This window comes from Nocardia sp. NPDC004568, assembly GCF_040609955.1.
GTDB lineage: Bacteria > Actinomycetota > Actinomycetes > Mycobacteriales > Mycobacteriaceae > Nocardia.
The window spans coordinates 14,895-27,834 of sequence record NZ_JBEXLL010000049.1 but is presented as its reverse complement, the minus strand read 5'-3'; the positions used below and the strand labels follow the sequence as shown (position 1 = coordinate 27,834).

The window sequence follows — 12,940 nt, the reverse complement described above, 5'->3', positions numbered from 1 at the left end:
CCCCGCCGCCGGACCTAGTTGTGGGCGTGCAGCGCCTCGTTGAGTTCGATACCGGTCCCGGCGCGCGGCACCACTTCGACGGCCCCGGTGCGCGAGTTGCGGCGGAACAGCAGGTTGTCCTTGCCGCTCAGTTCGGCCGCCTTCACGACCGTGCCGTCCGGGCCGGTGACCTTGGTGCCGGCGGTGAGGTAGAGACCGGCCTCGACCACACAGTCGTCGCCGAGGGGAATGCCCAGTCCGGAGTTGGCGCCGAGCAGTGATCGCTCGCCGATCGAGATGACGGTGGTGCCGCCGCCGGAGAGGGTGCCCATGGTGGAGGCGCCGCCGCCGATATCGGAGCCGTCGCCGACGAGCACCCCGGCCGAGATCCGGCCCTCGACCATGGAGGTGCCGAGGGTGCCGGCGTTGAAGTTCACGAAGCCCTCGTGCATCACGGTGGTGCCGGCGGCGAGGTGCGCGCCGAGGCGGACCCGGTCGGCGTCGCCGATACGGACACCGGACGGGACCACGTAGTCGACCATCCGCGGGAACTTGTCGATGCTGTACACCGTGACCGGGCCACGCGCGCGCAGTTTGGCCCGGGTGGTCTCGAACCCCTCCACCGCGGCCGGGCCGTGGTTGGTCCACACCACATTGCTGAGCAGGGCGAACTGGCCCTCCAGGCTCACCCCGTGCGGTCGGACCAGGCGGTGGGAGAGCAGGTGCAACCGCAGATACACATCGTGCGCGTCCACGGGGGCGGCGGACAGGTCGGCGATGGTGGTGCGCACCGCGACGACCTCGACGCCGCGTGCCGCGTCGGGACCCACCAGCTCGGCGAATTCGGCGGGCGCGGTGGCGAGGCGTTCGGTCCCGGTGTCACCGAACTCACCCAGCTCCGGACTGGGGAACCAGGTGTCCAGCACGGTCCCGTCCGGGGTCACGTTGGCGATGCCGATGGCGGATGCTCCCTGAGTGCTCACGACACGGAAGCCTACCCACCGGCGGTCCGCCACGGTGGGGCCCCTCTACGCTCGTACGCTGTGACACTCGACCTGCACGCCGACCCCATCGCACTCACCGCGGCCCTCGTCGACATCCCGAGCGTTTCCCGGGACGAGGCCGCGATCACGGCCGCCGTGGAAACGGCGCTGCGCACCCAGACCAGCGGTTTCGAGGTGTTGCGCCGTGGCAATGTGGTGCTCGCCCGGACGAACCGGGGGCTGCCGACCCGGGTCGTACTGGCCGGGCATCTGGACACCGTGCCGATCGCGGACAATGTGCCGGGCCGGTTCACCACCGAGGACGGCGCCGAGGTCTTCTACGGCTGCGGTTCGGTGGATATGAAATCGGGCGACGCGGTGTTCCTGCATCTGGCCGCCACCATCGCCGAACCGGCCCACGACCTGACCCTGATCTTCTACGACTGCGAAGAGATCTCCGCCGAGTTCAACGGGCTCAACGCCATCGAGCGGGAAGTACCGGAATGGCTGGACGGCGATCTGGCGATCCTCGGCGAACCCTCCGGCGGCTGGATCGAGGCCGGTTGCCAGGGCACACTGCGGGTCCGCTTACGGACCGCCGGGGTGCGCGCGCATTCGGCCCGCTCCTGGCTCGGCGACAACGCGATCCACCGGTTGGCGCCGATCCTGGCCCGGCTCGCGGACTATCGAGCCCGGGAGGTCGAGATCGACGGCTGCCGCTACCGCGAGGGGCTTTCCGCGGTCCGGGTCGGCGGCGGGGTCGCGGGCAACGTGGTGCCGGACGAGGCCGAGATCGAGGTGAATTTCCGGTTCGCCCCGGACCGTTCCGTGGACCGGGCGATCGACCATGTGCGCGAGGTGTTCGCGGATCTCGACCTCGACCTGGAGGTCACCGACGCGGCCGCCGGCGCGCTGCCCGGACTCACCGCGCCCGCGGCACGCGGTCTGGTCGACACGGTGCGGGCGCACGGGTCGGCGGGCGTGCGGGCCAAGTACGGCTGGACCGACGTCTCCCGGTTCGCCGCCCGCGGTATCCCCGCCGTGAACTTCGGCCCCGGTGATCCCAACCTCGCGCACAAACGCGACGAGCACGTGCCGCTGGCCCAGATCACCGCGGTCACCGAGATGCTGCGCCGCTACCTCACCGGTCCGGCCTAGCAAGCTCCACCGAATCCCCGGCCGCTCGCGGAGTCGGCACGGATCGTCGGCCGTCCACGACGGTTCCGCGGTGAGTGCTGTCCCGATCCGTTCCACGCTTTCGGTGCCGAGTTCAGCGAGGTCCTCGAAGGTCGGCCCAGGGGGCCTCGACCCCGCGCGCGCCGGCGCGCCAAATACACTGCGGCCATGTCAACCGACGCCGCCGAATCCGGGATGGTCGGCAAACCCAAGGCCCGCTACCGCGGGCCCATCATGTTCCGCCGGGAACGGACCCCGCGGGGCACCACCGCCGATCAGCATCTGCTCGATCAGCGCAGCGACAGCGACTGGGTACACACCGACCCGTGGCGGGTGCTGCGAATACAGGCCGAGTTCGTCGAAGGGTTCGGCGCGCTGGCCGAGGTTCCGCGGGCGGTGAGCGTCTTCGGTTCGGCACGGACCGAACCCGGCAACCCGGAGTACCAGGCCGCGCGCGACCTCGGCGCGGCTCTGGCGACCGCCGGTTTCGCGGTCATCACCGGCGGTGGCCCCGGCGTGATGGAAGCGGCCAACCGCGGGGCCTCCGAGGCCGGTGGTTACTCCATCGGATTGGGCATCGAGCTGCCGTTCGAACAGAGCCTCAACGACTGGGTCGATCTGGGAATCAACTTCCGCTACTTCTTCGTGCGCAAGACGATGTTCGTGAAGTACTCCCAGGCCTTCGTCTGCATGCCCGGCGGGTACGGCACCCTGGACGAACTGTTCGAGGCGCTCACCCTGGTGCAGACCCGCAAGATCACCCGGTTCCCGATCATCCTGTTCGGCAGCCGGTACTGGGCGCCGCTGGTCGACTGGATACGCGAGTCCCTGGCCGCCGACGGTCGTATCTCCCCGGGCGATATCGACCTGCTGCACGTCACCGACTCGGTCGAGGACGTCGTGCGCATCATCGAGGAGTCCGAACCGGGCGCCGCCACCATCGAGAAGGTCGGCACGGAGGACGAATGGTGACCCCACGGCCCTTCGCGGTATGCGTGTACTGCTCGGCCAGCACCACCGACGCCGACCAGCTCGAACTGGCGGCCCGGGTGGGCAGCGAGATAGCCCGGCGCGGGTGGCAACTCGTATCCGGTGGCGGACACGTCTCCATGATGGGTGCGGTGGCCACCGCCGCCCGGGCCGGCGGCGCCAACACGGTCGGCGTCATACCCAAACACCTCGTCCACCGAGAGGTGGCCGATGTGGACTCCGACGAACTGGTCGTCACCGACACCATGCGTCAGCGCAAACAGGTGATGGAGGACCGCTCCGACGCCTTCCTCACCCTCCCCGGTGGCATCGGCACCCTCGAGGAGTTCTTCGAGACCTGGACCGGCGGTCACCTGGGCCAGCACAACAAGCCGATGGCCATCCTGGACCCCGCCGGGCACTACAGCGGCCTGTTCACCTGGCTCGCCGAACTCCACGACCGCGGCTTCGTCCCGCAGGAGGCACTCGACCGCATCACGGTCACCCCCGATCTCACCGAAGCCTTCGCGGCACTGAGCAAGGACTCGGGTCAGTGAGCCGGCCCGGGGCCGGGCAGCCGGGCGGCCGGAGGTGCTCGGCGGTTGCCTCCTGGGGTCGGTGCCCAGAGGTCGGGTGAAGCGCGGGTCTCGGGCGCTGAACGGTGGGACCGAGGGGGCCTCGGCCCCGTGCGCACGCGCGCGCCATAAACTCAGCTCATGTTCGAGCCCGTCCGGCCGTCGCCGACTCTCTGCGGCCGGACCGTCGCGACGGATCGCGCGCTGGTGATGGCCATTGTGAACCGCACCCCCGATTCCTTCTACGACCGCGGTGCGACCTTCGGTGATTCCGCCGCGCTGGCCGCGGTGGCGCGGGCGGTGGACGAGGGCGCCGATCTGGTCGATATCGGCGGGGTGAAGGCGGGGCCGGGGGAGCATGTGGACGCGGTCGAGGAGTCGCGGCGGGTGGTGCCCTTCGTGGCGGCGATCCGGGAGGCCTATCCCGGCCTGTTGATCAGTGTGGATACCTGGCGGTCGGAGGTGGCGCGGGCGGCGGTGGCCGAGGGGGCGGATCTGATCAACGACACCTGGGCGGGTGCGGATCCGGAGTTGGTGCCGGTGGCGGCCGAGACGGGGGCCGGGATCGTATGCAGTCACACGGGCGGCGCGGTGCCGCGTACCCGGCCGCATCGGGTCCGGTACGCCGATGTGGTGGCGGAGGTCACCGATACCGTGGTGCGGGCGGCGGAACAGGCCGCGGCGGCGGGCGTGCGCCGGGATTCGATCCTGATCGACCCGACCCATGATTTCGGGAAGAACACCTATCACGGGCTCGCACTGTTGCGGGCAGCGGACGTTCTTGTTAAAAGCGGGTGGCCGGTCTTGATGGCGCTGAGCAACAAGGATTTCATCGGAGAGACATTAGGTGTCGGACTTTCCGAACGGCTGGAGGGCACATTGGCGGCAACAGCCTGGGCGGCCGCGGCCGGTGCACGCGTTTTCCGCGTGCACGAGGTCGCCGCGACCCGTCGTGTCGTGGACATGATCGCCGCGATCCAGGGCATCCGGCCCCCCGTACGAACTCTGCGAGGTCTCGTATGAAATTTTCCCATCACGAGCCCGGCTGGGCATCGACCCACACGTGGGACGCCCCCGACTGGTCGGTGACCGAACTGGTCGCCGCCAAGGCCGGCCGCACCGTCTCGGTGGTGCTGCCCGCGCTGAACGAGGAGAGAACCGTCGCCGAGGTGGTGGCCAGTATTCGTCCGCTGCTGGGCACACTGGTGGACGAGCTGGTAGTGCTGGATTCGGGGTCGACCGACGCCACCGCCGAACGCGCTCGCGCGGCCGGCGCGGAAGTGATCACCCGGGAGCAGGCCGTACCCGAACTGGAGCCCTTCCCGGGCAAGGGTGAGGTGCTGTGGCGTTCACTGGCGGTGACCAGCGGTGATCTGGTGGCATTCGTCGATTCCGATCTGATCGACCCGGACCCGGCCTTTGTGCCGAAGCTGCTCGGTCCGCTGCTCACGACTCCCGACCTGCATCTGGTGAAGGCGTACTACCGGCGGCCGCTGCGGCACGGCGGCGGGGTGGACGCCCACGGCGGCGGCCGGGTGACCGAGCTCGTGGCCCGGCCCCTGCTGGCCGCGCTGCGGCCGGGCCTCACACAGGTGTTGCAGCCGCTGGGCGGTGAGTACGCCGGGACCCGGGAGTTGCTGACGGCGGTTCCGTTCGCGCCCGGGTACGGCGTGGAGATCGGGTTGCTGCTCGATACCTACGACCGGCTGGGCCTGAGCGCGATCGGTCAGGTCAACCTGGGGGTCCGTACCCATCGCAATCGTCCGCTGGCCGATCTCGGTGTGATGAGCCGGCAGATCCTCGGTACGGTGCTGGGCCGCAGCGGGGTCCCCGATTCAGGGGCCGCGCTGACCCAGTTCCCGTTGATCGGGGACGAGTTCACGCCGCACAGCACCACGGTGGATCTGGTCGATCGGCCGCCGATGAGCACCATCCGGCCGGACGTCGCGGCCGCGTGAGCGAACGGGCCCGCACCGCGGCGCCCGCCGGCGTCAGTGGGTCGGGTCCGGCTTCTCCGCCGGTGGTTCGTCTCCGGTTTCCGGGGGCTGCTCGGCTCCGGGCTTCTCCGCCGGTCCGGTGCGGGCTTCGTCCTCCGGGGGCGGTTCGGCCGTGGGCTCCTTTGCCGTTCTGCCGTGACCTGTGGGTTCGGCGTCGCCGGTGCCGGATGCGGATTTCCCGGCGGGCGGGACCTCCGGTCCGGCATCGGTCGCCGTGGGCGGTGTGACGACGGCGGCAGCGGGACGGCCGGCTGCGGCTGCCGAGTCCGCTCCGGCTTCGGTGCCGCCGGTGTCCGGTCGGTGTTCGCCGGGCTCCTCGGCCGCCTCCTGCTCGGTCACTTCCTCGTCTGCGGGTTCCTGTTCGTTTTCCAGACGCGCGCGGAGTTCGGCGACTGTCACATACTCGCTTTCGGCGGAATGCGGGGCGCGCAGCCACAGGACGAGAGTGATCAGCAAGCCCACCGCGACCAGGGCCACCGCCAGGATGATCCACGCGTTCACCTGCGCCTCCACGAATTAACTTTTCGGAGCCGACAATCGCCACTGCGCACCATAGGGGTGCCGGGTAATGCTATGGCTATCGAATCATCGGACCCGGGTAACCGGTCGCGGTAAAAGAAATCGGCCTACTGCGCACCACAGTAGCAATTCTTCGACCAGCTAATATTCGCTGCCGCTATCGGTCTTCCGGCGTGTCGGCAGTGCCGGCCGCCGGTCATTCGCGGTGGACACGGGTCACGGTCAGCGCCGATGGCGTACCGCCTGCGGGCGGGAATCCACCGGTTCGTGGAGATAGACGGGGGTGAGCAGATCGGCATCCACAGGCTCGCCCGTGGTGCGTTCGTAACGGACGCCGATCAGTACGGAGAAGCGACGGTTGGCCGCTCGTTCGTGCAGGGTCGCCAACCGGGTGGCCAGCAGCCGGACCGCACCGAGCGAACCCGGCGGGTGCAGGCCGTCGAGAACCAGGATCGACCCGCGACCGTCCGGGCGCGGGAGCCGCGCGAGATAGGCGATATCGTGCGGTTCCGGGCCGGCGGGCCGGTAGATGCGCCGGGCCGCGCGGTCCTCGATACCGCGGCGGCTGTCCCCGGGGCGCGCCACCGCGCGGCGCAGGCGTGGGTCGGCGGCGATGAGATGTCGCAGGCTGGGCGACAGTTCCGGGCCGCCGATCACGATGAGGCCGTCCCGGAGCAGATCGATCGGGCGTCCCGGGGCGAAGGGTTCGATGGTGACCGCGAAGCCGAGTTCCCGTAGCTGTTCGGCCAGCCGGGGTGCCGCCGCGGGGTCCGGGGCTCCGATCAGCCTGCCCGCGCGGGTATCCGGGACCAGCAGGGTCAGTGGGCCGTGCCCGAAGAACAATCCCTCCGGTGCCGGACCCTGGGTGCTCACCTGGTGGATCCGGGCGCGGGAAAGGCCCGCCGCGGCACCGATTCTGGCGAAGGTCCACCCTTCGGCGTGTAACTCACGGATCACCGCGCGCCGAATTCGGGTGAGTTCGTTGATGGTCTGCTGAGCCGCTGCGACGCCTTCGGTGGCGGCCTTGAGTCGCTCGACTTTGTCTTCGATCGCGAATATTCGCGCCACGTCATCGGCCGACATGTGCGAAGTCTAGACAGGGAGACGCTCAATGGCGTCTAGACTGGTTGACGATCAGGTGGCGTCGGTATCGATCGGGGGACGTTCGTTGTGCTCCAAGGGTTTATCCAACTTGGGCATAGGGTAATCGGGCATCCCGCTGTGTGTCCCCAGCACATTCTTGCTGTCGGGCAGGGCGCCGTCGAGATCCTTGAAAAGGGAATCGTCGCCGTTCAGGAGATGTTTCGTCACCACCGAACGCGGTGACATACCGCGTAATTCCTGGAGATCGGCGAGTGGTTTACGCAGCTCCTCGAATTCGGGCCCGAGTTCGGACCGCAATTGCGAGGTCGCCCCCGTGGCGTAATCGCGTACTTGGCGCAGGCTGCGCGCAGTCCACCGCGCGGCGCCGGGCAGGCGCTCGGGACCGAGGATCACGAGGGCGGCGACGAGTAGCACGAGCATCTCGCCCCACCCGATACTGCTGAACACTCCTACAGGCTACCCGGCGCCGCGACCAGCGGGTCAGTCGGAGGCCAGCGTCACCGGGATGTCCACCTGCCGGCCTTCTCGGATGAGTTGGACGTTCACCGTCTGGCCGATCTTGTTCGCCTGAACCGCCACCACGAGTTCGTCGGGATTGGTGACTTCGCGGTCGCCGATCCGGACGATCACATCGCCTTCGACGATCCCGGCGTTCGCGGCCGGGCTGCCCGGTTGGACATCGGCGACTTCGGCACCGCTCATGACTTCGTTGGCGACGGTCTTCTGCCGGGCGCTCACCCCGATCATCGGGTGATGGATCGACCCGTCGCGGATGAGGGTCTGCGCCACCTGGGTCATCTGGTCCACCGGGATGGCGAAGCCGAGGCCCACCGAACCGCCGCTCTCGCTGCGGATGGCGGTATTGATACCGATGACCCGGCCGTCCGCGTCCACCAGTGCGCCACCGGAATTACCCGGGTTGATCGAGGCATCGGTCTGCACCGCGTCGATCACCGCTTTGGTATCGCTGCCCTCGCCTTCGAGCTTCACCGGGCGGTGCAGCGCGCTGACGATGCCGGAGGTCACGGTTTTGCTCAGGCCCAGCGGTGATCCGATGGCCAGCACCGCGTCCCCCACTTGCACGTCATCCGATTTGCCCAGCTGTGCGACGGTGAGATTTTTCACATCTACCTTGAGTACCGCGAGATCGGTCTTGGGGTCGCGGCCGACGATCTCGGCCGGTGTCCGGGTGCCGTCGGCGAAGGTGATCTGGATCCGGGCCCGCCCGGACTGGTCCTGCGCCGCCATGGAGATGACGTGGTTGTTCGTGACGATATAGCCGTTGCCGTCGATGACGACCCCGGAGCCGGTGGCGCCGTTGTCGCCGACGGTGGTGCGGATGGACACCACCGACGGCAGTACCGCGTCGGCCACCTGAGCGATCGGACCGTGCGGCTGATCACTGTCGGTCTGTTCGAGACTGACCTTGCGAGAGGTCAAAGTCGAGGCGGTCTCCGCGGTCAACCGGCCGACCAGGCCCCCGACCAGCCCGATCGCCAGCGCGATCGCGCCGAGGGCCAGCAATGCCTTGGGGGCGACCCGGGACCCGAAGAGTACCTGCCGGGCGGAGAGTTGCTCGGCGCGGGGGAGTTCCCGCGCGGCCGGTGTGGCGAGCGCCGGAGCGCCGAGCCGGGCCGCCGAATCCGGGTCGCGCCAGGGGTCGGCCGGGCTGGCCACCGGTTCGCGCTCGGTTCCGGCGTCGGGGTCGCGCTGGAGGTGTTCGGTGGAACCGGGTGGCCGGCCGAAAGCCTCTTCCAGCACGGCGCGCGGCGGTCCCTTCGGGGCCACCCGCGTCGCGGAATCGGTCTCCGGGGGGGCCGGGCGTGCGGCGAAGGATCCGGATTGACCCGCGGGCCGACGGAAGGTGTGCGCGGTATGTGAGTCCACATGGGGTCGATAGACCGGCCGCGGAGCCAGCACCGGCGCGTCGGGCGGGCGCAGACCGCCGTTGTCGGTCGTCGTGCCGTTTTCGTCCGCCGAATCAGCGTTATCGGCAGGGGAATTCTGCGTCGGTTCGGAACTCACGCGGCAAACTCTACTTGCGCCACCACACCGACCACCGGAAGCTGTCGAAGGTTGCCGAGAAAGATTGGCTCGAGAAGCCGAATACCGCCTCGTTACGCTGATTTCCGGCCGAATTCCGCGATTGCGCGCCGGTGGGCGGTTCGGCGAGGGGAATGCGGGACAGGGTGTCGTGCAGCCCGGTGGGAATCGAGACCTGGGACGCGCGGCGCAGGGCGATCCGCGCCTGCTGCTGCGCCTCGACCTCGGCCGCGCATTCCGGGCATACCGAAAGATGCTGGGCCGCACGCAGATAAGGATTCATCCGCAGTTCGCCATCGACGTAGGCGGCGACTGCCTCGCTCGCCAGATGCTCGGTGGAGTGGAACTGCGGGGAACGACGACCGGGCGTTTCGGAGTCGCCACTCATTCGCTGCCCATCCTTCCCGACCGGTATCACAAACTGCTGTGATCCCGGTGTCATGATCGCAGGATCACCCGAGGCTCGCCTCGGCGGCGAAACGCTCCTCCACTCCATTATGCGCAAGATACTCGCGCAGTGCCTGCCGGCCGCGATGGATTCGACTACGCACGGTGCCGAGTTTCACGCCGAGCGTCGCGCCGATCTCCTCGTAGGACAGTCCCTCGATATCGCAGAGCACGACCGCGGCACGGAACTCCGGCGCCAGCGAGTCCAGCGCGGACTGGAGATCCGGATCGAGCCTGGCGTCGTGGAAGACCTGCTCGGGGCCCGGTCCGTCCGCGGGGACGCGATCGTAGTCCTCGGGTAGCGCCTCCATCCGGATCCGGCTGCGCCGGCGGACCATGTCCAGGAAGAGATTGGTGGTGATGCGATGCAGCCAGCCCTCGAAGGTGCCGGGCTGGTAGTTCGACAGGGACCGGAAGACCCGGATGAAGGTTTCCTGGGTGAGGTCCTCGGCGTCCTGGGCGTCACCGGAGAGGCGGTAGGCCAGCCGGTAGACCCGGTCGGCGTGTTCGCGGACCAGTTCGTCCCAGGTGGGCATCACGGTGCGGTCGCCGGTGGCGTCGAAGGCGGCGGTGCCGGTGAGCGGCAGCATGCTGTCGAGCTCGGACGGCGCATCGGCCAGGACGGCCTGGGCGGCGTCGTAGTCCTCGGCTCGCTCGTCGGTAATGGACATATCGGGCACCTCCATCAGGGCGTCCGGTGGAGCGGGGTCTTCGGTCACCGGGTCGTGGTGCGCGGCTACCTCCGAATCCGGCCCGGTAAACGGCCGCGGGCCGAATTCCTCCGGCCCCGGCAGGCCGTGCCCGGCGGACGTCGCCGAACGGTCGGCCCGGGGCAGTTCGGGCAAGGTGGCGGACTCGCGTGCCGCATCGACCATGTGGATGGTGACAACCTCCTGATCGGGACCGAGGCGTAGGCTCGAATACGCGGCCCGTTGTTCGGGCCGTCGTTCATCGGGTACAACGGTGGATCGGTACTCCGTTGTTCCCGTCCGTGCGCTCGGTCGGCTGGTCTTGCGTAGCCCACACTCTTCCGTCTCCCGGTGTGGGGCGGTTATGGGGATCCTGAGGGACACCTGAGAATGTTGCGACCAGCATCGCCGCGTTTGGCATAGCCTCTTGGGCGTGGCATCGAACCTGGAGCTCAATCTCGCCTACGTGGAGGAATCCGTCGTCGAGGACGAGGTACTCGTCAGCGCCCGCGAACGGGCCACCGAGCTGGGCGTGGCTCCGGTACCGCCGTCGGTCGGCGCGCTGCTGAGCATGTACGCGCAACTGCTGGACGCGCGGGCGGTGGTGGAGGTGGGTACCGGCGCCGGGGTCAGCGGATTGTGGCTGCTCGACGGGATGCGCGAAGACGGCACGCTCACCACCATCGATTCCGAACCGGAACATCAGCGGGCGGCCAAGGAGTCGTTCCGGGCCGCCGATATCCCGCTCGCCCGGACCCGGCTGATCAACGGGCGCGCGCTGGACGTCCTACCGCGGCTGGCCGACGGCGCCTACGACCTGGTGTTCCTGGATGCCTCGCCGATCGAGCACCCGCAGTACATCGCGGAGGCGGTGCGGCTGCTGCGGGCCGGCGGAGCCGTACTACTGCACAATGCGCTGCTCGGCGGCCGGGTACCGGATCCGGCCAATCGCGACGCGGCCACTCAGGCGGTGCGGTCGGCGACCCGGTGCGTGGCCGAGGATCCGGGTCTGACCAGTGTCCTCATCCCGCTCGGTGACGGGTTGCTCTGCGCGTCCAAGGGCTAGTCTCGCGCGGTTGCCGCCACTGCGCTCCCGGTCGTATCGGGCCGGTCACCGAGGGCGGCGGGCGCCCCGGTGCTGAGCCCGGGTCCAGTGGTCGTCGCGGTTGCGGTCGCAGTCGGAGTCGTCGTCGCAGTGCCGTCACCGTCCTCGCGCGGCGCCGGATCTCGGTAGTGAGCTGACCGCGCGGGTCGTCGGAGTAGGCCTGGCCGCGGTCACGCCTGGTGCGGCTCCGGTGTGGATCCCACCGGCCGTACTCGGGCCGCCCGCACAGTCCGCGTCCCGGCGCGCCGAAGGTCGCGTCCGGCCGGCATCCGCCCGCGTGGGGCGGTATTGCTGTGATGTTGCCCCGAGGGTTCGGCCGTCTCGGTCGAGATTACGGTCCAGCCGGGCGATGGTTGCCGGGCGAGGGCCGCTGCGGACAGGGGGCTACCGCCGACGCGTGGGCGACGGATGGGATCCGGTGTGCAATGGCCTGGAATCAAGCCTGTGAACTGCTGGTTTGTTCTGCTCTGCGCCGAGTCGGGCGCCGGGCCGCAACGTCTTTACGGAATCTCTACGGCGCCGCCCCTTGCGAAGTGATTGAACGTGTGTTTAACGTATTGAACATGCGTTCAAGCGATGATCTGAATACGCGGGCCCGGATCCGGGACGCCGCTCTCGTCCTTTTCGGCGAGGCGGGCTTCGGGGTCGGTGTACGCGCCATCGCGGCGGCCGCAGGGGTGTCGCCGGGCCTGGTCAACCACCATTTCGGCTCCAAGGATGGGCTGCGGCGCGAATGCGACGATCATGTGCGCGCGGTGATCTGGGAGTCGAAGATGAGCTATATGAACCGGCCGTCGTCGGGGAATCTGCTGCAGCAGCTGGCCGAGATCGAGGAGTTCGCGCCGATCATCGCCTACCTCATGCGCAGCTTCCAGGCGGGCGGCGACCTCGCGGTACTCATGTTCGAGCACATGGTCGAGGACGTCGAGCAGTACCTGGAAGCCGGTATCGCCTCCGGCGCCGTGCGGCGGCCGCGGGACCTGAAAGCGATGTCGCGCTATCTGGCGACCATCAACGGTGGTGGCATGCTGCTGTTCATCCAGCTGCGGGCCGGAGCGTCGGGCTCGATCGACTACCGGCAGGCGCTGCGGGAGTACGGCGACCAGATGTTGCTGCCCGCCCTGGAGATCTTCACCGAAGGGTTGCTGCCCGACTCGACCATGCTCGACGCCCTGCTGGCCGACGCCGCCGCAAAGACCGAGCACGGTGTACCGCCGCCGCCGGACGCACCGGTCGCCGGCCACACGGATGCGCCGGACGCGGCCGCGGCCGCCGCGCACCCACCAAGAACGCCGTCGCCGGCACCGACCGCCGGCGACGCGCACTGAGCCGGCGCGGCGTCCGATCCGCCGCG

General features: G+C 69.1%; 14 protein-coding genes. 7 read left to right on the top strand and 7 right to left on the bottom strand.

The annotated features are described in order from the left end of the window. Nucleotides 1–14: 14 nt before the first annotated feature. Entirely contained in the window at nucleotides 15–962 is a 948-nt protein-coding gene (gene dapD, locus ABZV91_RS21290; RefSeq protein ID WP_355244302.1) for a 2,3,4,5-tetrahydropyridine-2,6-dicarboxylate N-succinyltransferase, read from the bottom strand. A 60-nt stretch (nucleotides 963–1,022) separates the two neighbouring features. Between dapD and dapE the strand changes: the two genes are divergently transcribed. The 5 genes from dapE to ABZV91_RS21265 all read left to right on the top strand — a co-directional run bounded on the left by dapE (nucleotide 1,023) and on the right by ABZV91_RS21265 (nucleotide 5,640). Beyond that, nucleotides 1,023–2,120, top strand: coding sequence for a succinyl-diaminopimelate desuccinylase (dapE, locus tag ABZV91_RS21285; protein ID WP_355244299.1), 1,098 nt, complete (start codon nucleotides 1,023–1,025; stop codon nucleotides 2,118–2,120). 186 nt (nucleotides 2,121–2,306) lie between these two features. After that, nucleotides 2,307–3,110 (top strand): TIGR00730 family Rossman fold protein, encoded by an 804-nt coding sequence (locus tag ABZV91_RS21280; protein WP_355244296.1) that lies wholly within the window; start codon nucleotides 2,307–2,309, stop codon nucleotides 3,108–3,110. Continuing rightward, on the top strand, nucleotides 3,104–3,664 hold the full coding sequence (locus ABZV91_RS21275; RefSeq protein WP_355244293.1) for a TIGR00730 family Rossman fold protein: 561 nt from the start codon (nucleotides 3,104–3,106) through the stop codon (nucleotides 3,662–3,664). The genes ABZV91_RS21280 and ABZV91_RS21275 overlap by 7 nt, the downstream gene beginning before the upstream one ends. Nucleotides 3,665–3,823: 159 nt before the next feature. Next, nucleotides 3,824–4,705, top strand: coding sequence for a dihydropteroate synthase (folP, locus tag ABZV91_RS21270; RefSeq protein ID WP_355244290.1), 882 nt, complete (start codon nucleotides 3,824–3,826; stop codon nucleotides 4,703–4,705). Continuing rightward, the gene (locus ABZV91_RS21265) at nucleotides 4,702–5,640 is read left to right on the top strand and encodes a glucosyl-3-phosphoglycerate synthase (RefSeq protein WP_355244287.1); all 939 of its coding nucleotides are present in this window, start codon (nucleotides 4,702–4,704) and stop codon (nucleotides 5,638–5,640) included. Before folP ends, ABZV91_RS21265 begins: the two co-directional genes overlap by 4 nt. 33 nt (nucleotides 5,641–5,673) lie before the next feature. Here ABZV91_RS21265 and ABZV91_RS21260 read toward each other — a convergent pair whose 3' ends face one another. The 6 genes from ABZV91_RS21260 to sigE all read right to left on the bottom strand — a co-directional run bounded on the left by ABZV91_RS21260 (nucleotide 5,674) and on the right by sigE (nucleotide 10,382). Next, nucleotides 5,674–6,192, bottom strand: a complete 519-nt coding sequence (locus ABZV91_RS21260) for a hypothetical protein (protein ID WP_355244284.1) — start codon at nucleotides 6,190–6,192, stop codon at nucleotides 5,674–5,676. Nucleotides 6,193–6,420: 228 nt separating this feature from the next. Beyond that, entirely contained in the window at nucleotides 6,421–7,281 is an 861-nt protein-coding gene (locus ABZV91_RS21255) for a hypothetical protein (RefSeq protein WP_355244281.1), read from the bottom strand. Between the two features lie 51 nt (nucleotides 7,282–7,332). Then, nucleotides 7,333–7,749: a Sec-independent protein translocase protein TatB gene (gene tatB / locus ABZV91_RS21250; RefSeq protein WP_030522067.1), complete on the bottom strand. Its 417-nt coding sequence runs from the start codon at nucleotides 7,747–7,749 to the stop codon at nucleotides 7,333–7,335. 33 nt (nucleotides 7,750–7,782) lie between these two features. Further along, the gene (locus ABZV91_RS21245) at nucleotides 7,783–9,327 is read right to left on the bottom strand and encodes a trypsin-like peptidase domain-containing protein (RefSeq protein WP_355244278.1); all 1,545 of its coding nucleotides are present in this window, start codon (nucleotides 9,325–9,327) and stop codon (nucleotides 7,783–7,785) included. A gap of 10 nt (nucleotides 9,328–9,337) precedes the next feature. Beyond that, nucleotides 9,338–9,733: a hypothetical protein gene (locus tag ABZV91_RS21240; protein ID WP_355244275.1), complete on the bottom strand. Its 396-nt coding sequence runs from the start codon at nucleotides 9,731–9,733 to the stop codon at nucleotides 9,338–9,340. A 64-nt stretch (nucleotides 9,734–9,797) separates the two neighbouring features. Next, entirely contained in the window at nucleotides 9,798–10,382 is a 585-nt protein-coding gene (sigE, locus tag ABZV91_RS21235; RefSeq protein WP_355244359.1) for an RNA polymerase sigma factor SigE, read from the bottom strand. 526 nt (nucleotides 10,383–10,908) lie between these two features. Here sigE and ABZV91_RS21230 point away from each other — a divergent pair. Together ABZV91_RS21230 and ABZV91_RS21225 are read left to right on the top strand one after the other, a co-directional pair. Beyond that, nucleotides 10,909–11,547 carry an O-methyltransferase gene (locus ABZV91_RS21230; RefSeq protein WP_355244272.1) on the top strand — a complete coding sequence of 213 codons (639 nt, stop codon included), beginning with the start codon at nucleotides 10,909–10,911 and terminating at the stop codon, nucleotides 11,545–11,547. 602 nt (nucleotides 11,548–12,149) lie between these two features. Further along, complete coding sequence (locus ABZV91_RS21225) at nucleotides 12,150–12,914, top strand: TetR family transcriptional regulator (protein ID WP_355244269.1); 765 nt, start codon at nucleotides 12,150–12,152, stop codon at nucleotides 12,912–12,914. Nucleotides 12,915–12,940 lie beyond the last annotated feature (26 nt).

Coding starts and splice junctions, on each gene's coding strand:
- ABZV91_RS21280 (WP_355244296.1), top strand. CDS start 2,307: ATGTCAACCGACGCCGCCGAATCCGGGATGGTCGGCAAACCCAAGGCC.
- ABZV91_RS21275 (WP_355244293.1), top strand. CDS start 3,104: ATGGTGACCCCACGGCCCTTCGCGGTATGCGTGTACTGCTCGGCCAGC.
- folP (WP_355244290.1), top strand. CDS start 3,824: ATGTTCGAGCCCGTCCGGCCGTCGCCGACTCTCTGCGGCCGGACCGTC.
- ABZV91_RS21265 (WP_355244287.1), top strand. CDS start 4,702: ATGAAATTTTCCCATCACGAGCCCGGCTGGGCATCGACCCACACGTGG.
- ABZV91_RS21255 (WP_355244281.1), bottom strand. CDS start 7,281: ATGTCGGCCGATGACGTGGCGCGAATATTCGCGATCGAAGACAAAGTC.
- ABZV91_RS21240 (WP_355244275.1), bottom strand. CDS start 9,733: ATGAGTGGCGACTCCGAAACGCCCGGTCGTCGTTCCCCGCAGTTCCAC.
- sigE (WP_355244359.1), bottom strand. CDS start 10,382: ATGCTGCCGCTCACCGGCACCGCCGCCTTCGACGCCACCGGCGACCGC.
- ABZV91_RS21225 (WP_355244269.1), top strand. CDS start 12,150: ATGCGTTCAAGCGATGATCTGAATACGCGGGCCCGGATCCGGGACGCC.